Source organism: Sporosarcina aquimarina (assembly GCF_023715615.1).
GTDB classification, from domain to species: domain Bacteria; phylum Bacillota; class Bacilli; order Bacillales_A; family Planococcaceae; genus Sporosarcina; species Sporosarcina aquimarina_A.
Genome location: NZ_JAMBOM010000001.1, coordinates 484476 through 505836, shown reverse-complemented (window position 1 = coordinate 505836; position 21361 = coordinate 484476). Strand labels below are relative to the sequence as shown.

Annotated in this window: 16 protein-coding genes; 7 read left to right on the top strand and 9 right to left on the bottom strand. The window is 42.2% G+C overall.

Translation table 11 applies throughout. From position 1 onward, the window contains the following. The first annotated feature begins 320 nt into the window (after positions 1 to 320). The 4 genes from M3197_RS02275 to M3197_RS02260 are packed head-to-tail and all read left to right on the top strand — an operon-like array spanning position 321 to position 3671. On the top strand, positions 321 to 1253 hold the full coding sequence (locus tag M3197_RS02275; RefSeq protein WP_251658387.1) for a glycosyltransferase family 2 protein: 933 nt from the start codon (positions 321 to 323) through the stop codon (positions 1251 to 1253). A 4-nt stretch (positions 1254 to 1257) separates the two neighbouring features. Next, positions 1258 to 3003 (top strand): DUF6020 family protein, encoded by a 1746-nt coding sequence (locus M3197_RS02270; RefSeq protein WP_251658386.1) that lies wholly within the window; start codon positions 1258 to 1260, stop codon positions 3001 to 3003. Further along, positions 2996 to 3340, top strand: a complete 345-nt coding sequence (locus tag M3197_RS02265) for an EamA/RhaT family transporter (RefSeq protein ID WP_251658385.1) — start codon at positions 2996 to 2998, stop codon at positions 3338 to 3340. The genes M3197_RS02270 and M3197_RS02265 overlap by 8 nt, the downstream gene beginning before the upstream one ends. Beyond that, positions 3321 to 3671, top strand: a complete 351-nt coding sequence (locus M3197_RS02260; RefSeq protein ID WP_251658384.1) for an EamA family transporter — start codon at positions 3321 to 3323, stop codon at positions 3669 to 3671. The genes M3197_RS02265 and M3197_RS02260 overlap by 20 nt, the downstream gene beginning before the upstream one ends. A gap of 44 nt (positions 3672 to 3715) precedes the next feature. Here the strand turns inward: M3197_RS02260 and galU are convergent, their stop codons facing one another. Continuing rightward, positions 3716 to 4600: a UTP--glucose-1-phosphate uridylyltransferase GalU gene (gene galU, locus M3197_RS02255; protein WP_251658383.1), complete on the bottom strand. Its 885-nt coding sequence runs from the start codon at positions 4598 to 4600 to the stop codon at positions 3716 to 3718. A 467-nt stretch (positions 4601 to 5067) separates the two neighbouring features. On the opposite strand from galU, the gene M3197_RS02250 reads away from it, so the two are divergent. The 3 genes from M3197_RS02250 (at position 5068) to M3197_RS02240 (ending at position 10466) form a co-directional block, all read left to right on the top strand. Further along, a complete protein-coding gene (locus tag M3197_RS02250) occupies positions 5068 to 5688 on the top strand; it encodes an S-layer homology domain-containing protein (protein WP_251658382.1) in 621 nt (206 codons plus the stop codon). A 295-nt stretch (positions 5689 to 5983) separates the two neighbouring features. Further along, a complete protein-coding gene (locus M3197_RS02245; protein ID WP_251658381.1) occupies positions 5984 to 8497 on the top strand; it encodes a phosphodiester glycosidase family protein in 2514 nt (837 codons plus the stop codon). Between the two features lie 115 nt (positions 8498 to 8612). Beyond that, on the top strand, positions 8613 to 10466 hold the full coding sequence (locus M3197_RS02240; protein ID WP_251658380.1) for an LTA synthase family protein: 1854 nt from the start codon (positions 8613 to 8615) through the stop codon (positions 10464 to 10466). 399 nt (positions 10467 to 10865) lie between these two features. Here the strand turns inward: M3197_RS02240 and M3197_RS02235 are convergent, their stop codons facing one another. The 8 genes from M3197_RS02235 to M3197_RS02200 all read right to left on the bottom strand — a co-directional run bounded on the left by M3197_RS02235 (position 10866) and on the right by M3197_RS02200 (position 21299). Next, positions 10866 to 11933 (bottom strand): S-layer homology domain-containing protein, encoded by a 1068-nt coding sequence (locus M3197_RS02235; protein WP_251658379.1) that lies wholly within the window; start codon positions 11931 to 11933, stop codon positions 10866 to 10868. 95 nt (positions 11934 to 12028) lie between these two features. Then, positions 12029 to 13108 carry an S-layer homology domain-containing protein gene (locus M3197_RS02230; RefSeq protein WP_251658378.1) on the bottom strand — a complete coding sequence of 360 codons (1080 nt, stop codon included), beginning with the start codon at positions 13106 to 13108 and terminating at the stop codon, positions 12029 to 12031. Positions 13109 to 13344: 236 nt separating this feature from the next. After that, a complete protein-coding gene (locus M3197_RS02225; protein WP_251658377.1) occupies positions 13345 to 14421 on the bottom strand; it encodes an S-layer homology domain-containing protein in 1077 nt (358 codons plus the stop codon). Positions 14422 to 14460: 39 nt separating this feature from the next. Further along, positions 14461 to 15537, bottom strand: a complete 1077-nt coding sequence (locus M3197_RS02220) for an S-layer homology domain-containing protein (protein ID WP_251658376.1) — start codon at positions 15535 to 15537, stop codon at positions 14461 to 14463. A gap of 604 nt (positions 15538 to 16141) precedes the next feature. Beyond that, complete coding sequence (locus M3197_RS02215; protein WP_251658375.1) at positions 16142 to 16948, bottom strand: SDR family NAD(P)-dependent oxidoreductase; 807 nt, start codon at positions 16946 to 16948, stop codon at positions 16142 to 16144. Positions 16949 to 17278: 330 nt separating this feature from the next. Continuing rightward, entirely contained in the window at positions 17279 to 18340 is a 1062-nt protein-coding gene (locus tag M3197_RS02210) for a hypothetical protein (protein ID WP_251658374.1), read from the bottom strand. Between the two features lie 13 nt (positions 18341 to 18353). Further along, positions 18354 to 19754: an MBOAT family O-acyltransferase gene (locus tag M3197_RS02205; protein WP_251658373.1), complete on the bottom strand. Its 1401-nt coding sequence runs from the start codon at positions 19752 to 19754 to the stop codon at positions 18354 to 18356. A 105-nt stretch (positions 19755 to 19859) separates the two neighbouring features. After that, on the bottom strand, positions 19860 to 21299 hold the full coding sequence (locus tag M3197_RS02200) for a carbon starvation CstA family protein (protein ID WP_251658372.1): 1440 nt from the start codon (positions 21297 to 21299) through the stop codon (positions 19860 to 19862). Positions 21300 to 21361 lie beyond the last annotated feature (62 nt).

The window sequence follows — 21361 nt, the reverse complement described above, 5'->3', positions numbered from 1 at the left end:
TTGTCTGTTTCGTTAGTCAAAGTATACTAGTTTCAACCACTCAGAGCAAAACATTGGTAGATCCTGGTTCCCCTAAATTTTATAAGGGTATTCAGATAACAGCAAACACCAGTTTCCATACCTTGGAGCTAAGAAACAACTAAGGATTAAAGTAATTTTACAACCGCCCCAGCGAATAAAGTATCCCTGAACACATAGCGTTGATAGCACCTCATCACACGAACCACCCCCTCTAACCACCACTAACAAAACTAAGCTGTATAATTAATACAGTTCATGGTAAAATGCACTCTAAGCTTACTTACAAAAGGAGATACACTATGGAAATCGCAATACTCGTTCCCTGTTACAATGAAGAACAGACAATTGGCAATGTAATCGATGACTTTAAGCGAGAACTGCCCAATGCTAAAATTTATGTGTATGACAACAACTCGTCCGATAAAACGTCCGAAGTTGCCCGTGCCCACGGCGCCATCGTAAGGTTTGAACCGCGCCAAGGTAAAGGAAATGTCGTTCGTTCCATGTTCCGCGACATCGAAGCCAATTATTACGTCATGGTAGACGGTGACGATACATATCCTGCTGAATTTGTGCATGATATTTTAGCACCTGTCCAAAAAGGTGAAGCCAACCTCGTTATTGGCGACCGTTTATCAAATGGTACTTATTTTGATGAAAACAAACGACAATTCCACGGATTCGGTAACAATCTCGTCAAAGGTCTCATTAATAAGCTCTATAAAAGCAACATAACGGACATCATGACAGGTTATCGTGGATTCGATCGACTGTTCGTCAAATCCATGCCAGTTACAAGCCCTGGCTTTGAAATTGAGACGGAGATGTCCATTCATGCACTCGATAATCGTTTTTTGATAAAAGAAGTACCGATCGATTACCGGGATCGCCCCGAAGGCAGTGAGTCGAAGTTGAACACAATCACTGACGGCATAAAAGTGCTACGGATGATTTTTACGCTGTTCAAAGATTACAAACCGATGCTGTTCTTCTCGGCGTGGGCGGCACTTTTCCTAGTGCTCGGTCTAGCTGTTGGCACACCTGTCATTATGGAATACGTCCAGACAAGCTTTATTAGTAAAGTACCGTCGGCCATCCTTGCAGTTGGCTTCGTATTACTTGCTATGCTGTCACTCGCATGCGGACTCATTTTGGATACTGTCGCGGGTACGCACCGGAAAAACTATGAATTACATTTGAATCGTATTAGCGAACGGACAGAGAGAGGGTGATCCGATGTCGAAGAACATTCTTCGCTGGATGATCATTTCTGCCTTTGGTCTTTATCTTAGTGGATCGATGTTGTTCTTTTTTATGCCGATTCGAAACGTTTCAATAGTTATTGTTTTACTAGTAACTGCTCTCATGGCAGGATGCGTCTATTACGCCCTTAAATTTTGGCCGATGCTACGTAAACTACCTAAAGGCAAGCAAATTAGTTTTGCCATTTTCGGCACGCTTTTCCCACTGTTCATCGCAGTTAGTATTCGTGGTGAACAGCCGTATTTAACAGATAATCATTTTGTTGTAATGTTGGCTGTATGGTTTGGTGTCTTTCTTGCGGTTCTGGCCATTGTGACAGCAATCATTTATTGGTGTTTATCCGCCACCTTGAGTCCTATCAAAAGGCGAGTATCACCTTGGAAAATCGCCTTGTATGCACTTCCTTCACTGATTGTATCGTCGTACTTCCTACTTGCTTTTTATCCCGGTGCAATGACACCTGACTCTCTCGCCCAGTGGGATCAAGCACATACGCATAAGTATACGGATTGGCATCCTGTCATCCATACGATGCTGTTAAGTGTTCTAGTGAAAATTTGGGATTCCCCCGCAATCATTGCAATTTTCCAGATTGTATTGATCGGCGCGGGTACTGGACTTGCTGGATGGTCTCTCGAGCAGGCTCGGGTTCCTAAACCGTTCATCTGGGTCGCACTCTTGCTGTTTGCAATCAGTCCAGTTCATGCCATATCTTCTATCACCTTATGGAAAGACGTCGCATATAGTGCTGCGCTATTGTTGTTCACTTTACTCATGTTTATGATTGTCCGCTCCTCTGGAAGAGTGCTTCAACGATGGCCGTTCATAGCCGGGTATGCATTAATTGGATTTATGGTGATGTTTTTCCGTCACAATGGATTCCCTGTATTTTTAATTGTTACAGCGTTTGTCCTGATTATGTATCGGTCTTATTGGATGAAGCTATTGCCAGTTGCTGCAATGATGATTTTGATTTATCAAATCATTGTGAACCCAGTGTATACTGCGCTGGAAGTCCACCCTTCCGATCCGCAAGAGATGCTCTCTATTCCGACGCAACAAATCGCAGCGATCGTCACGGAGGACGGTGACATGACAGAAAAACAGCGGGACTATGTGAACCGGATTTTCCCAATTGAAAAATGGCATGAAAAATATAATCCATACAGCGTCGACTCCATTAAGTTTTCTTGGGGCGACTATGATCGATTTACAATTTATGACGATTGGGGGCGCTATGCTCGGAATTATTTACATCTCGTGAAACAGAATCCTGATATTGCTGCAGGGGCGCTTTTCAAACAAACATCGCTCATCTGGCAAATCAATGAACCTGCTGACGGCTACACGAGTAAATACACTACGAACATTTACCTTAATAATGAGTTCGGTCTTGTCAATACTGTGTTGAATGCTGATCTCAAAAGGAGTGCCTTCAGTTACTTGAAAGTTGCAGATGAATCCATTCCGTTCTTATGGCGCCCTGCATTTTACACAGCTCTAGCCTTACTGTTTACGTATATTGCGTATTTACGTAATGGCTGGCGGGCGTGGTTATTGCTACTGCCAGTTGCTCTCAATACAGGGGCTGTGTTCGTCGGCATTCCTGCACAAGATTTCCGATACCTCCTTGCGAACTCGATGATTATGTTGCCCTTGATTCTGATTAGTCTCGTGAAGTTCGAACCGATGGTGATGGAGGTCGCGAAAGATGACTGAAGATCGCTCGACGTCCCCCATAGGAATCCTCCTTATGGTCGCAGCCGCATTCAGTACGGCTACTGGACAGTTTTTCTGGAAACTTGCAGCGGGCGGAGGGCTGCTCGAATGGCACTTATGGATTGGATTCGGATTCTACGGAATGGGAGCGGTCCTTATGACGATTGCATTCCGCTTCGGTAGACTTTCCGTACTTCATCCACTTCTGACAATCGGGTATGTAATCGCCCTTGTATTCGGTGTTAGCTTTTTGAATGAGCCTTTGACTATTCCCTTATCAATCGGCACTGTACTGATTCTTGTTGGGGTTTGGTTGATTGGAGGCGACGAACATTAATCTTTTGCTAATTCTAATACTGCTCGTTATGACCTGGTGCGGTGCATTCGGTGGTTACTTTTTAAAGCTTGCGTCAGATACTGATTTTAGGAAAGATTTGCCCACGCTCGTAAAATGGCTCATCGTCGGTTTGATCAGTTACGGTTCAGGTGCTATTTTGAATATCATTGTACTGCGCTATTTGCCTTATACGGTCGTGTTTCCGCTAACATCGATTACGTACATTTGGACATTCACACTTTCGTATTTTCTTCTAGGAGAGCCAATCACGAAACGTAAATTGCTCGGTATTGGTCTAATCATAATTGGAGCGGTATGTCTTGTTCTATAAAAAAGCATCGGCACAAGAGAATTTTCTCTTGCTGCCGATGCTTTTTAGTTTACTTTCGTTTTATACGTCGAAAGTAGACGTTCCATCATCTCAAGCACATCGTCTTTCAAATCCTCGCGCTCGAGTGCAAACGTCATCGTCGTCTCGATGAACCCTAGTTTTTCCCCAACATCAAAGCGACGTCCTTCAAACGCATAGCCATAAACGTCTTGAGTTGTATTCAGCTTTTCAATCGCATCCGTTAGCTGGATTTCTCCACCTTTACCTACTTCCTTATGATCCAGAATCTCAAAGATTTCCGGTGTCAGTACATACCGTCCAACGATTGCAAAATCCGATGGTGCTTCTTCCTGACTCGGTTTTTCCACGAAATTCCTCACTTTCATCAACCGAGAATCAGTAGCAATCGGATCAATGACACCATATCGATGAATGTCTTCATGCGGTACTTCCTGAACACCGATGACACTAGAACCAGTTGCCTCATATTGTTCAATCAATTGCTTTAACGCCGGTTTATCATTTCGTATGATATCATCGCCAAGCAAGACACCAAAAGGCTCATCTCCAATAAAGTTACGCGCACACCAGATTGCATGTCCAAGTCCTAGCGGTTCTTTTTGACGAATGTAGTGGATATCGACCGCTGCCGACTCTTTGACTTTCTCAAGCAAGTCGTATTTCTCTTTTTGTATCAAATTCTCTTCCAATTCAAGCGCATTGTCAAAATGATCTTCAATTGCACGTTTGCCTTTTCCTGTTACAATAATGATATCTTCAATCCCTGATGCAATCGCTTCTTCCACGATATACTGAATTGTCGGCATGTCGACAATTGGTAGCATTTCTTTCGGCATAGCTTTGGTGGCAGGTAAAAAGCGCGTGCCAAGCCCAGCTGCTGGTATGATTACTTTTTTTACTGTTTTCATGGAATCCTCCTGAGTTGTTTATAATTATATAGCTGAAGTATAGCACAGAACGATAAAATGTACGCCTGGTGTTGACGAGACGCTTGCGCAATTCAACTTGTGTAATTGAATCGTTTCTTAATACTGATTGAATACCCTAAATTACAGATTTCAAAAGTCCTTGACTTCCCCCTTTTCTAAACAAGCGAAGCGCATCCAATTAACCTCTTTCAAAATTCATTGAATTGTGTGTCGATTCCGATTAATTTCCTGATAGTGCCGATTCTTCGTAAGAAAGTTCCGATTCCAGCCACAATTTTTCCGATACCCCAAGTGAAAGTTCTGATATCACGCACCCTAATATCGATTCCACTTTCAGCAACACACCACTTCTCGCCGATTTCACCTATTGAGCCATTCGCCCCTTTGCACGTAACTGGAAAACATTGTAGACTTATACAAAGAATATACTGAAGGAGGCACTAAACTTGAAGAAAAAAATTACTGTTGCACTTGCCGCAGGTGTTTTAGCATTTGCTATGTCTGCGTCCACATCACTCGCTGCATTTACAGACGTCAGTCCACGATATGAAAAGGAAGTCAATTACCTAATTACTAACAATTATGCGCAAGGTCTCACGAGCACTACTTTTGGGACAACCAATTCAATCAAACGTATCGACGCTGCTGTAATGGTTGCCCGTGCACTCGGATTCTCCGAGTCGAGTAATCTTCCTGATGCTGGATTCACGGATGTTCCTAAAAGTAGAGCTTGGGCCGTCAATGCTCTTGCTTCACGAGATGTCATCTCCGGAAAAACAACTACAAAATTTGGTGCATCTGATACGATGACTCGTAACGAAATGGCAAAAGTTATCGCTATTGCCTATGGAATGGGTACCTCACTTGACCCCCTTCCGTTTACTGATGTTAACCAGCGGTTCGCACCATACGTCGGTGCTCTCGTTCAAAACGACATCACACAAGGGAAATCCCCTACTAAGTTTGGTGCCGTTGATCCCATTACACGTGGAGAATTTGCGATTTTCATTTACAAGTCAGATGGGTTATCTAAAATTGAACCACCTGAAGTTGAAGAAGTTTCTTGACGAATTGGAAAAAATAAGGCTGAAGACACCCTTGCAAAGGTTCTAAAAAAAGTGAACGAATGTGTTTGTGTTATCGTGAAAGTGTGGTAAGATAATATGTGTAGGTAAACCCTGTTTTATTGAATATAGCAAGAATTGTTGAGGCCGAAAAAGAAGCCTGGAGACCCCCTGTGTCTCCAGGCTTCTTTTTGCCTATTTTTCTCCATTCTTGTAATTATTAGATTGTTAGTCCTATATCCTTCATCTAAATTTTTCCTTATACTGGTCTTATCATAAGAGTTAAGGGAGTTTTTTCATGTTATTGAAACGCACACTGCTTTCTAGCGTTGCAGCTGTCGCCCTATTCGGCACGGTATTGCTACAAGCAGAAGCTGCTTCTGTTTCACAAGGGGTCTATCATACAAAGCAATCGATTACGGTCAATGGCAATGCTCAAACGCTTAATCAGTTGAACATTAATCTGACGAAGCCTTACACAACAGTAGATGTCGGCATTAACACACCATTTAACAAACTGGCTACTGTCAATTCACTGGCTACTGCGCATACACAAGTTAACCACCACGTAGTCGGTGCCATTAATGCGTCCCTCTTCCATTTCAAAAATGGATATCCTAGTTATTTATTGACAAAAGACGGTCAAATCCAACATATTGGTGCGGTTTCTACGAACTTTAACGATTTCATGCACACCCCTGCAGCATTCGGGATGACCGCAGACAATCGAGGTAAGATTGGTACATATACACTCTCCCCAACGGTTGAACATAATGGAAAGTCTGTCACGATGAATTCGTTGAATCGGGAGCGTGAAAATAATGAAAGCATCCTCTACACTTCCAGCTGGCCGTACGAAACCACTCGTACAAATGCGACAGGACTTGAAGTGGTCGTTGAGACTTCCAAATCTGCGGAAGGTGGTTTCGCTCTCGGTGAAAAAGTGACTGGAACCGTAACAGCCGTTCGACCATTCGGCCAGCAGCAACCTGCGACGGTCCCCAAAAACAGTAAAGGTTTCGTCCTTTCTGCACATGGCAAGGAAGTCGACAAAATCCGGGACATGAAAAAAGGAGATACAGTTTCCATCTCGTATAACGTGGATCCGGCATGGCGCGACTCGAAATTCATGCTTGCATCAGGTCCATTGCTCGTCCAAAACGGTAAAGTCGATATGACGATTGATCCGAACAGCGGGAAGGCAACACAACGCACTGCACGGACAGCAGTTGCGACGGATAAAACCGGTCAGCAGGTGTATCTTGTAACTGCAGATTCTGGTTTAAAAGGGAAAAGTGCAGGAATGACCATGAAGGAATTCGCTCAATACCTAGTTTCGATCGGTGCGTACAACGCGTTGAACTTGGATGGTGGCGGTTCAACGACTATGGTGACCCGCAAACCTGGAAACATCTATCCAACACTTGCGAACCGCCCTTCAGGTGCAATTGACAGATCGGTAAGCGCAATCCTTGAAGCGGTCAGCACCGCACCGTACGATAAGGCAGCTACAATTTCGGCAAGCCAAGCTCAAGAAGGACAAGTGGGAATTGGCGCTTCTGTCGGTTTCAAAGTCAACTCTGCACTCGACCAATACTTGAACGTGCGTACCGTGAACCAAGCAAATGTGAATTTACTTGGTGTTTCTAGTAGCATCGGAAAGATTGAAAACAACAAATTCGTTGGAGTTAAAGCTGGATCCGGTACAGTGACAGTCGGTTATGAAAACGCAAAAGTGAACGTTCCTGTTACTGTTACAGACTCCATTGATGACATCGTCTTTACACCTTCTGCCATTACACTAGGTACAGGTGAATCCATTAAATTGAACGTTTCCGGTACATCTAAAAACAATAAAGTCATCTTCAATCCGGATGCCATTGATGTTACTGCATCTACTGGTATCGGAACTGTAAGTAACAAGACGTTTACTGCTGCAGCAAAAGAAGGTACTGGAACACTCACAGCAACCTATGGTCGGACATCAAAAAAAGTGCCCGTTACGGTTACCGACAAACCTATACGTCTTGAATCATTCGAGTCAACTGCTGGAATGAGCGCAACTGGTATTCGTGCCTCCGCTTCCCTCTCTTCGGAAAAGAGAATTCAAGCACATGAAGGCAAGGCCTCTGCCCGTTTAAACTATGATTACACAGCAAACAAGGACGGTGTATCTGCAGCTTACCTAAACTTCGGAGGCGGTCTTCCAATAGCATCCAGTCCAAAAGAACTTGGTGTTTGGGTGTATGGTGACGGAAACGCACATTGGCTACGCGGATCTCTGCGTGATGCAAATGGTAAGGAAGTTGTCGTAGATTTCACAAAGGAAAACGGACAAGACTGGAGAGGCTGGAAGTACGTCACAGCAAGCATCCCTTCTTCCGCTCCAGCTCCATTAAAACTTGATAAAATCTACGTTGCAGAACGTTCTTCTGCTAAGAAGGACAAAGGGTTCTTACTCTTTGACCAACTTCAAGTCAGATATTCTGATAAAACGTTTCAGGAGCGCGCATTCCAGCCTTCTTCATCCGCACGTACTGAAAATGCAAATAAAGCATTCACGGTGAAATTTACTCAAGAGATGAATGAGCGTTACTTTACGAATGGCTATGTATATGTTGAAGATGAATTCGGAGAACGCCAAGCTGTCACAGTTTCAAAAACTGCGGATGCTCGGAAAGTCAGCGTGAAAGCCCCTGCTTCCGGATATGCGACTGGCAAAAACTATCGTCTAGTCGTCACGCATTTTGCGAAAAATGCACAAGGAGTATCGATGGTGAAAGACAGTGTGACTGAATTTAAGGTTCGGTAAATAATTTCCCTGCAGGCAAATTCTGCAGGGTTTTTCATTGTCCTAAAACTGTGTTCGAATCCAATATGTTACAATAGGTAAATGAAAATCTCCTATCAGAGAAGAGGTGCCCGTTGTGAAATTTAAATTTGATGTAAAGTCTTTTATCGCTATGTTGTTCGCGATGATTTGGTTTCTCCTCCTGATCATAGGTGTAGAATCCTTCTTACTTGGCTCATTTGAACAAGCAATTACATGGAGTCAGGAGCGAACGACTACTTATTTGTTGAATGTCCTTATTGTATTTGCTCTATTCCTAGTCATGATGGGAATCATCAATCGGTTCGTCATCAGTTTCCTTTTGACGAACGTTATTGCTATTCTGCTCCCCGTTTTTAGCTATTTCAAATTCAGCTTTCTCGGTGAGAATTTGTATCCATGGGATTTATTGCTATACAACAATGTCTTTAACTTATTGCCTAATCTATATAAAGAGGCGAATGTCGGTGCCGCACTTGTTGGAATTGTCGCAGTCCTTCTGATTCTCATTGGGTTGTTCATCTACATGCTGAAAAAACGCCCGAAGCCTGTTATGCGTCTACCTTGGTGGGTGCGAATTCTTTTCATTGTGCTCGGAGCTACTTATTTGAGTGCTTTCATCTTCTACCGAACGTTTCCGAATATGGAGCAAGCGCTCAAGAAAGCAGAAATTACAAATATCACGTTCAACCAAGAGCGTAATTATGAACAAAACGGTTTTTATGGTGCATTTATGCTCAATATGCAAAGTGCGATTGTGCTGGCTCCGAATGGCTACAGCAAGTCGGCCATTGAGGACATCGTGAAGAAGCTTGAGAAAGAAGCGGATTCGCAAAAGACTCCTACCGGCGAAAAGCCCAATATTATTTTTGTGATGAATGAATCGTTCTGGGATCCAACGTTGCTCGAGAAGATTCAGTTTGATCCTGATCCGATGCCATTCATTCGTGAAAACCAGACAGGTTGGTTGCTGTCGCCTACGTTTGGCGGCGGAACGAGTAATGTCGAGTTCGAAGTACTGACCGGTTTTTCAAACAATTTCTTGCCTGTCGGATCCGTGCCGTACCAGCAATACGTGCGAGACACACAACCAGCTGCAATGCCGAATTATTTGAAAGGTCTCGGGTATGACACGCTTGCAATCCACCCATATGCAAAGTGGTTCTGGAATCGTGAGAATGTGTACAAGCATTTTGGATTCAATGAGTTCCTTGACGATAAATCGTTTAAGGACCCCATTTATAAAGGTCCATTCATCTCCGATGAACAAGTGACAAAGACGATTATCGAACGGACAGAGGCATCTGCCGATCCAATGTTCATCTACGCGGTCACGATGCAAAATCATACTGGGTATGCAGAAGACAAATACGAGAACTTTGACGTCAAGACAACAGTTCCTGAAGATATCGATGACGTGTTTAACGTATTGCTACGCTCATACACACAAGGCGTTTACGATGCGGATAAAGCATTAGAACAGTTAATTGACCACTTTAAAGATTCAGAGGAGCCGACTGTGATTGCCTTTTTCGGGGATCACTTACCCGCAATTGGAAAAGACTACCGATTGTACAAAATAGCTGACTTTGTTCCTCGAGGCTTAGGTGAAAGTCAGTGGGATTTGGATGATTTCGAGAAGACGCGTTCCACGCCTTTAATGTTGTGGAATAACTTTGAGGCACCAGTTCCTGACCTTGATCACTTAAGTCCCAATCAGCTTGGCCCTGCGGTGTTGAGTATAGCGGGGGTCCGGAAACCCGCGTATTACGGACTGCTCGAGCAGTTCGGGGCGAAAGTTCCTGGATTTACACGCGATGTGAAGATCGATGGTGATGGAAAACTATCCCGTGAGATACCTGCTGATGCGAAGAAGTTGAGTAAAGAGTATCAGCTACTGCAGTATGATTTGCTATTTGGAAAACAGTATGGAAAAGATGCTGTGAAGTGATTTATTTGATGGTATAGTGAAGCCGCCACTCCTTGGTTTGAAGGGAGGGCGGCTTTTTTGTGATTTGTTTGACACTGTGATGCTTTGACACATGAGTTAATATCGTGATAAGGTTCAGCATGGATAAGGGATTAATTGGTAGCGCTTCGCTTTTTGAGGGCTGCATGGGTTAGTGTTTGTAATTATTTGTGGAGAAGTTTGATTATTCTTTTGAGTTTATGATCACTTTTCAACTTTTATGAGCACTTTCCCTGAATTATGATCACTTTTCTACTTTTATGAGCACTTTCCCTGAATTATGATCACTTTTCTACTTTTATGAGCACTTTCCCTGAATTATGATCACTTTTCTACTTTTATGAGCACTTCTCCTCGATTTTAAGTACTCATTTCTCAAACTCACTTAATCCCCTTCAATACGGACACGGTATCTCCGTTTTTATCCAAAACTTTAACAATTCCAACGCCTTTGACATAATAGTTTTTGTATCCTGTCGAAGTCGTCACTTCTACAGCGTTGGCAAATGTTTTGTAGGGTGTTACAACCGTTTTATGCACAGCCGTGTAGGTACTCTTCTCCTGATAGTAGTTCCATGATTTGCCGGTTTCGATTGGATATAATAACTCCGTATAGTAATTGGATTGTAGGAGGCCCGTCGCAAACCCTTGATAGGTCTCATCCTCTATGAAGTACTGGCTCTCTCCTGTCTTCAAGTCCTTCTCTTGCCATACGAATCCAAGTTTACTACCAGATCTTTCAATTGTACTGTTCACATAAGTGAGGAGACGATCTCCTGCAGATCCTCCATATGTGTATTGCTTAGTTTTGTCATGGGCAAAAGTGTCTGCAATTGCTGAACGTTGTTTAAACTCGGCAGACAGTCCTCGCGCTAGGAACGCAGTAAATTGCTCGCGTGATACGTTACCCGTTGGCTTAAATGTGCCATCTGGATATCCTGCAGTGATCGATGCTGCGGAAATTTTACGGATGGACACCGCTGCTCTCATGTTGGGACCGACATCGCTGAATAGAAATTGAGAGGTAAACTGCAAGTCAAACGTACGGTCCACGATTGCCGCCATATCCCCACGAGATATTAACGCATCCGGACGAAACGTACCATCCGGATATCCATTGATGATGCCTTCTTTCGCAGCGGAGGCAATGTAGCCGCTTGCGGATAAATTCTTACCGACATCATTGAACTGAGTCGCACGCTTTGTTCCATCCAACTTTAGTAAACGTCCAATGAAAATCGCAGCTTCTCCACGTGTGACATCTTTTTTAGGTGCAAACGTTTTGTCGGGATATCCCGAGATGATATTTTTAGAAACTAAGTATTGAATTTCATCATGAAATCGATTCGATTTTGGAACATCCGGAAAGCTCGCAGCCGCAGCAGCAGACTGTGCAGTTATCCCCAGAGAACACACTAGAACAGCTAGCATCGTTATTATTCGTTTCATGTACTCACTCCTTCATTTAATAGATACGTCTAGTATATCAAACAAAAAAGACGTAGGAATGAAAAAAACGCTAGCTCAATGCTAGCGCCTTCCTGTTATTCCATCGATTTCAATTCGCTTACTACACCACCATTCTCGTCAAGCGTCTTTACATGTCCTACACCTTTGACGTAATACGATGTATATCCAAGATCAGAGGTTACTTCAACAGCATTGGTAAATGTTTTAAATGGAGTTTCCACAGTTTCCGTAACACTCGTAATCTCATCTACAAGCGTTTCTTCCTCATCGATATACCAACCTGTACCGACTTCGATCGGATATAGCAAGTCTACGAAACCGTCTGAGAATGGAAATAATGTAACAAGTTCATTTGCTGTTTCTTCCTGGAAGAAGTAAGCAACTTCCTTAGTCGTCAAGTCTGTACTTTTCCATGAGAATCCAGCATAATCTGGGACATCAAAACCTTCAAGACCTTGTTGGAATACTTCCTCAACATCCCCATTAGGAGTTGCGTATACATAGCGTTTCGTCATATTCAGTGCATACCCATTGTTTCCGACTGCACGTTGTTTGAATTCAGGACTCATCCCTCTTGAAAGAAATGCAGAGAATTGTTCTCGAGTGACTTTCCCATTAGGACGGAATGAATTGTCTTCATATCCTGTCGTTATGTATTCACCCGCAATATTATAAATTGCTTCACTTGCCTTCATGTTCATCCCAACATCATTGAACTCACGAATGCTGCCAAACTCCAATCCAAATACACGACTTAAAATGATAGCCATATCTCCGCGGATAATCTGTTGGTCAGGACGGAATGTACCGTCAGGGTAACCACCAATAATTCCTTTCGCCGCTGCAGATGCGATATAGCCACTAGCTCTATTTTTTTTAGTAACATCTTTGAACTTCGTATCGCGCATCGTACCATCTAAGTCTAGTGCACGTCCAATCATAATTGCTGCCTCACCACGAGTGACATTGCGTTTCGGCTGAAAACTACCATCCTGGTAACCACTGATTATTTCTTGATTCACTAAAAATTGAATTTCCTCATGAAACCGGTTTGAAGCCGGCACATCTGGAAAACTTACTGCCGCCGCGGCAGGCTGTAAGGATACTACAAGAGAACCTACTAAAATTGCAACTGTCATTAATAACTTTTTCATACACACTCTCCTCTTTTTAAGTAACTTTATTATAGCAAACTACTACAAGAAAAAATCAAGAAATTTTTCCCATATTATATGATGACTATACGATAAATTCCTCCGTTGAATGAAACTGGATGTACGAGGTTGAGTGAATGATTCCCCCCTCTTCTATTTCATACAAGCAAATCCCGTCAAGCGTTTTCATCGTGACACCAAGAAAAAAAGCGTCAGCTCATGGCTGACGCTTTTCATCACTTTATAGACTTCAATTCTCGTACTACTTTTCCTGCAGGATTGATTGTCTTAACATGACCCACACCTTTTACATAATAGACCTTGTACCCCATATCAGAAGTCGTTTCCACCGCATTCGTGAATGTCTTATATGGCGTTTTCACAGTTTTAGACATGTTTGTAATCTTAGCTGTCCCTTCACCCTCGCCGTTTAGCCAAGGAACTCCTACTTTAAGTGGAAACTTCAAGTCAGTATAGTATTCTGAGAACGGATATCCCGTTATCATTTCATCCGATGTTTCTTCCTGCAATGAATAATCCACTTGGCCTGTTTTCAGATTGGTTTCTTTCCAAGCGAATCCTTTGTAATCTGGAGCTTGATCACTTTGAATCCCTTGCTGGAAAACCAACTGGCGATCCCCATCAGACGTGCCAAATGTATATTGCTTTGTCATATTTAGGGAATATCCGTTATTTCCTATTACACGCTGTTTATAGACGGGGCTCATACCTCTCGCTAAGAAAGCTGAAAACTGTTCACGAGTTATCGTGCCCTTTGGACGGAACGTACCATCGTTATATCCAGTTGTAATGTATTCACGTGCAATATTATAGATGGCATCGCTAGCCTTCATATTTTCTCCTACATCTTTAAAATCTCGTACACTTCCAAATTCCAAACTCCATGTGCGGTCTAGAATAATCGCCATATCCCCACGCGATATGTGCTCGTTTGGACGGAATGTTCCATCTGGATAACCACCGATGATTCCCTTGTCAGTTGCGGCAGCAATATAGCCACTAGCACCATAATTCTTCAATACATCTTTGAACTTCGTATCACGTTTAGCTCCATCCACTCCAAGCATTCGTCCGATCATGATAGCCGCTTCTCCACGTGTTACATTCTTTTTCGGCAGGAAATTTCCATTTGAGTAGCCACTAATGATCTCTTTACCTACTAAATAGTTAACCTCATCATGAAATCTGTTGGATTTTGGTACGTCCGGAAAACTCGCTGCCGCTGCAGCCGGTTGCACTGCTACCACAAGTGAGAGCGCTCCTGCTGCTACAATAGTTATAAATTTCTTCATCCCTATTCCCTCCTATTTTGAACTGATGTTTTGAATCGCTTATTGAATTGATTTCAATTCAGAGATCGTTTCACCTGATTTCGTGATAACTTTCACTAATCCGATTCCTTTGACGAAGTAATATTTCATACCATCATCCGTGACTTCAACTGCATTCGCAAATGTTTTATAAGGTGTTTTAACAGTTTTGTTGACTCCTGTAATGGTCTTTCTGCCATCCATATCATAGCCAGTCTGCCATGTTGAATTTATCTTAATTGGATAAGCGAGTTCCAATACCCCACTCGATATAGGATAGACCAACATGAGTCCTCTTTCTGATTCATCCTGTGCTAAATAAGTTATTTTACCTGTCCCTGAATGTTTAAACTCCCAAAGAAAGCCTGTGAATGGTACTTCGGCAAACTTAGTACTCACCTTTTTATAAGTCACTTGGAGGTCTCCGTCAGATTGGCCATATACATATGTTTTCGTAAGGTCGTATGCGTATCCATCTTTCTTTTGTGTTCGCTGTTTGAACTCAGAGCTAAGACCGCGCGCAACGAAAGCTGCGAATTGTTCGCGAGTCACAAGTCCTTGTGGCTGGAATGTACCGTCAGGATAACCAGTTGTAATGTAGTTACCCGCCATGTGATTAATCGCTTCGGAAGCTTTCATGTTAGGTCCGACATCTTTGAATTCTCTTTTACTGCCCAGTTGCAACTCAAACCCACGGGAAAGGATGATTGCCATGTCTCCACGGGAAATCGATTTGTTTGGCTGGAATGTTCCATCTGGATAGCCACCAATGATTCCTTTTTCAGTTGCAGCAGCAATATATCCACTGGCTCCGTTGGTTTTCGGTACATCTTTGAACTTAGTATTACGCTTCGTTCCATCTAATCCAAGCGAACGTCCAATCATAATTGCTGCCTCTCCGCGTGTAACGTTTCGTTTCGGCTGGAAGCTACCATTTGAGTAGCCACTAATAATCTTTTTATCCACCAAAAATTGAATTTCATCGTGGAAGCGGTTTGCTGTTGATACATCCGGGAATTTTACGGCTGCAGCTGCTGGTTGAACAGCAAGAACTAGCGTGATTGCTAGCATAGTAATCAATGTGAAAAAGCGTTTCATAGAATCTCTCCTCATAATATTATTTGGTAAATTCAGTATACCAGTTTTTTCCCAAACATTCTATATTTTTCAGTGAATTGTTAATATTTATCTACTATATTAATAGTTTTATATGTCCTTCGACATACTAAAGCGCCACCCTTTCCGCGTCCGGATTGGATGGCGCCTTGTCAGTTTATGCATCAGTTTGTTTTTATGATTACTAGATTCTAATCATTAATTCTGGCAACTCGTGTTATTAGATTACTAATAGTAGCTCCAGTAGGCCCACTCTCTACGTGCTAGCCCATTCATCCCCCGCCTACTTAGGCAGTTAAGACATCATTGAATTTGAAACGTTTCCGTGAATCGTTAAAATTCCGTTTTCTCCTGGAATCGTTGTTACATAGTTTTCTTCAACTGCCACGTGATTATACAATATGCCAACATGCGTTATCCATAGTTGTACTCAGAGACCTAATTCTATTTAACTATCAAATCTAATTTCTATACAGTTCATTGAAACGTCAGCATGAGATGAAAAACTACATCGCTTATTTATAATTGCAAAAAACTCCCCCTTCACCAAACTGAATTGGCAAAGAAGGAGTTCGTTTACTAAAACTTATTTTTGCAAGCTAGCTGCATACGTATTAACGTCAGAAATTGTAGGGCTTGTCATGTAGTGACCACCGTCAACAACAAGCAATTGGCCAGTCATAAATTTAGAATCATCTGAAGCCAAGAACAGAACTGTATTTCCGATATCTTCTGGCTCACCGTGGTATGGAAGCGCATTATACTTCATGAAGATTTCACGTACTTCTGCAGGCAAGTTATCTTTGGCAGCAGGTGTTAAGATAAGGCCTGGTGCGATTGCGTTACAACGGATCTTGTCTTTTCCGTATTGAGTTGCAATGTAACGAGTCAAACCAGTTACAGCTGTCTTAGAAGCGCCGTATGCTGAACGGATTGCGTCTCCAGCCACTGCAGCAGTTGAAGCTGTGTTAATGATAGAACCGCCACCCGCTTTTTGCATGTGTGGAATTGCGTAACGCGCTCCAATCAATACACTCTTCAAATTCATGTTCATCAAACGATCCCACTCATCCAAGTCAAGGTTAACAACGTCCAAGTCTTTTTTAAGATTCGTTCCTCCAACGTTATTGAACATAACCGTTAGTGAACCATATGTGTTCACTGTGAACTCAACCGCTTCTTTAATAGATTCTTCTTTTGTAGCATCCAAGAAGATTGCAGATGCTTCTCCGCCGTTAGCCTTGATTTCTTCAGCAGCCACTTTTGCACCTTCAATGTTGAAATCACCGATGACAACTTTAGCGCCCTCTTTAGCTAGTAACTGTGCAGATGCAAGACCGATTCCTGACGCTCCACCTGTAACCAATGCAACTTTCTGTTCGACTCTACCCATTTATAAAATCTCCTTCTATGTGGATGCAGTCCTGAGTAACTGCACCCCCTTTGATTGATAAACAACGTTGTATATTTTAACATGAAAATAGTTTCATCGTTATCATTTTTCTGTGTCTATTTCCCAACCAAATCAAGAAGTTTTCATGTGCTATTTTGTTCACATTTGCGTACAGATTTTTTATCGAACTGCGCTGAACACTTAGTTTGACCTTAGTACAGAAGTCTTTACTATTCCCTACTTCAAATAGATAGTTACTCGAATCCCTATCTTTTGTCCGATATCAGGCAATCTTCGATTTGTCATGAGAGACTATTGGAACCACTCTATTTACTGTTTTGTACTTTCTTGTACTGCTTGTTTAGCGAGGTCACGTACATTTTGAAGATGTGTTTCTAGATTATCGGCTGTTACGTATACACCAAAATCTTCAGGAACTTCTGCCGTATCTGTATTCTGTATTCGTTTAGCAATAAGCGTCCCGATTTCAGGATAGAAATGGTGTCCATCAATATAGTTCATGTTGTCATTCGTAATTGAATTCGGATACATGAAATTCCAAACGCCACCGTTCACTTTAACTAAATCTCGTATCCAATGTTCGTACTCGTCCAAAAGACCAGATTCAACTAGGGACACAAACAATCCCGTTGAAATAGGCGTGGTATAGACAGAAAGCTCATCGTTTCCTGCTGCATCCTTAATTTTTTGAAGGATCATTGGATAATCCCTATAGTACGTGTAGTTACTTCCGTAGAATTCTTTTTCAAATCGTGCAATTTTTAAACTTGTGCTTTTTTCCACTTCCTCTTTCGACAGTCGATTAGCGAACGCTTCTCCTTTTCGGTTGTAGAGACGATCTTCATCCACTGTGTCAGTCACTGATTTCTTGAAGTTCTCGATGGAGATCTCCAAAGTATCGAGTGACAATAAATTCTTCGTCCGATAGAAAGGTTGTGTAATCTTCTTCTCATAATTTGTTAAAGCACGCGGAGCTCCCGCTTCTTTCTCACTCGACTTAAAGAAATCCACTCCGATTAGATAGCGCTTTAACCCAGGCAATTGGGATTGGCTATAAAGCATGAAACTATGCACTTCCCGTACAGACATATTCGCAACAGAAAAGTTAAATACGTCCCATCCTTCAAATGCGGATGGATGAATGTATGTGGAACGACTGCTTCCAATCAGTAACGTATCATAATCATGACGCCCATAATGCAGCATAGCAATTTTCTGTTCCCGCTCATTGGTCACCTTCTGAACAGTGTTGAAGGCGTTGGCATGTCCATAATGCCAAAGTGGGTCTATCCAGTAATTAACGCCAGCCGTTGCGGCGGCCAACATCAGAAATAATAGTAGTGCTGTTCGTGCAAATTTTTTATCTGTCAATTGACTCACCGCCTTAGAAGTTAAAGTATAGGAATTCGCTGACGCGCTGAAGTTGCATAGAACTGTAATACAGTAACATGACGACAAATAGCATCATGAGCGGTGTCCGCTTTTGTGTTTCCATAATTTGAACCGAATTCTTAGCAAATAGTGCGATTGCTAGTCCGATAAGTAAATAAATAGCTAAATACATAATATTTTCATTGAATATCGAAACGATTCCTGTCAACTGGAATCCGTTGAGGCCAAACATAGCTTTGTAGATGCTCAATGCAACGGACATATCCGGAGCGCGGAAGATGACAAATGCCAAGTGTACGAAAAGGAATGTGATCACCCATGCCCATATCTTCGGTAATTTTCCTCCTGATCGCTTCCACATACGCGCAATGACACTCGCTAGTCCATGGAGAATCCCCCAAATGACGAACGTCCATCCCGCACCATGCCAAAATCCACTGATTAAGAAAATAATAAATATATTGATGTAGGTCTGCGGAATACCTTTACGACTTCCACCAAGCGGAATGTATATGTATTTTGTCAAAAACCCAGATAATGTCATGTGCCAACGACGCCAGAAGTCTTGGATATCGAGCGCTTTGTAAGGCGAGTTAAAATTGATTGGTAATCGAATGTTGAAAAATAGCGCAAGACCAATTGCCATATCCGAATACCCACTAAAATCGAAATACAGCTGTAGCGTGTAGGAAAGCGACGTAAACCATCCACTTAGCATCGTCAGTGATTCAACAGAGCCATATCCGCTATTTGCAAACCCTGCGAATGTATCCGCAATGGCCACCTTTTTAAATAAACCGACAGAAAAAATAACGAGTCCTTTCGCTAAATTTTCGTAATTGATACGATAGGTTTTCCGATCACTGAACTGTGGCATCATATCCCCATGATGTACGATGGGTCCGGCAATTAACTGCGGGAAAAAAGAAACGAATAAACCATAGTTCAAGAAATTGTATTCGTTCGTTTCAAGCCGATAGGAGTCAACGAGATACGCAATTTGTTGGAACGTATAGAAACTGATCGCCAACGGAAGAATAACTTGAATCAAAGAAATGTCTGTTCCCAAGACAGCGTTTATATTTTCTGCAAAGAAATCTCGATATTTGAAATATCCTAACAGGCTGACATTGAACAAAATACCAAGTGTCAGAATTACTTTACGTGTTGGGAGCCACTTGTTTTTTCCTAAGAACACGCCAATGATATAGTTCACAATCATAGAACCGATAATTAACGGTAAATAGGAAGGATTCCAATACGCATAGAAAAACAAGGAAGCAAGTAATAACCAGGTTTTTGCGAATGGAGGTGCGATTTTTCCTACAAGGAAAAATACAATCCAAACGATGGGCAAAAATAGAAAGATAAATTCAAACGAGTTAAAGATCATAGGATACCCCACATACAAATTTAGTAGTTTAATCTGTCATGAAGTATACCATACGAGCTGAATTATGCGATATAAAGAAAAAGAAGGTGCGTAATTCGCACCTTCTTAATAGGTTGTTTTGGGGATACCTTGTTTTACGTTTTCTTTCCGGGACTGTACAATTTTCATTCCATAAAAAACAGCAAGCCCTCCAACTACGACTAAACCGATTGTTACGGAAATTCCATAGCCTAACTGCAATCCTTCAGGAGCATATAACCAATAAGTTGCTACGACCCCACTCATAAACAAAGCGGGTATTCCTGCAATATAATGTGCACGTCCTTCACGTAGAAGATAGGATGTTGCAGTCCATAGCATGATTGCAGCAACAAACTGATTGGTTCCCCCTACGTAACGCCATAAGAAAGAGTAGTCAATCATTGATAAATAAAACATGGGGGCTCCAAGAACTACAGTTGCTAGGAGTACTACCCACCGTTTTTCTGGATTAATCCAACGTGAAGTAGCTTCCGTCAGCATCATACGTGCAGAACGTAATGCAGTATCACCTGTTGTAATCGGTAAGATAATGACACCTAGTATTGCTAGAACCCCACCAAAAGTTCCTAAGAGAGTGCCCGATATTTCATTTACAGCTCCAGCAGGTCCTCCAGTAGCTAGTGCAGCTTGTAGACCTCCTGTACCACCGAAAAACGTCATTCCCGCAGCTGCCCATATCAAAGCGATGACACCTTCTCCGATCATTGCCCCATAAAAAACTTTACGGCCCTCCGTTTCTTTCTTCATGGTTCTGGAAACAATCGGACTTTGCGTTGAATGGAAACCTGAAATCGCTCCACATGAAATTGTCACCATTAAAAGCGGCCAAATTGGAAGGTCGCCCGGATGCATATTTGTAAGAGTCAGATTAGGGATTTTAGCAGTTCCAAATAGGAGTGCCCCTGCGATTGCTACTGCCATGACGATTAAAATTGCTCCAAAAACCGGATAAATACGTCCAATGATTTTATTAATAGGAAGAATTGCAGCTAATGTAAAGTAACCAAATACGAGTACTAATGCCATTGTAAACGTGATTGGAGTTATGGAAGAAATAAGTTGCGCGGGCCCTGCTGTAAATGCCGCTGCAACTAGAACCATTAATACAATTGAAACTACACTTGTCACTTTTCGAACCGCGCTACCTAAATATTCGCCAACTAGTTTAGGGAATTGTGCCCCTCCATGCTTTAGTGACAGCATTCCTGAAAAATAATCGTGCACACCACCAGCAAAGATACTTCCTAAGACAATCCATATGAAAGCTACAGGACCGTAAAGCGCACCTGCAATCGCACCAAAAATCGGGCCGAGACCTGCAATATTTAAGAGTTGAATAAGCCAACCCCTCCACCAACTCATTGGCACATAGTCCATCCCATCCGTCTTCGTATAAGCTGGCGTTTTACGGGCATCATCGACAACAAACACCTTTTCAACTACTTTCGAATACGTGAAATATCCTGCGAATAACAAAACGATAGCAGATACAAATGTGAGCAAAGTTATTCCCCCTAATAAATTGCATTTATATAAAATATTATAAATATTCTGACTATATAATC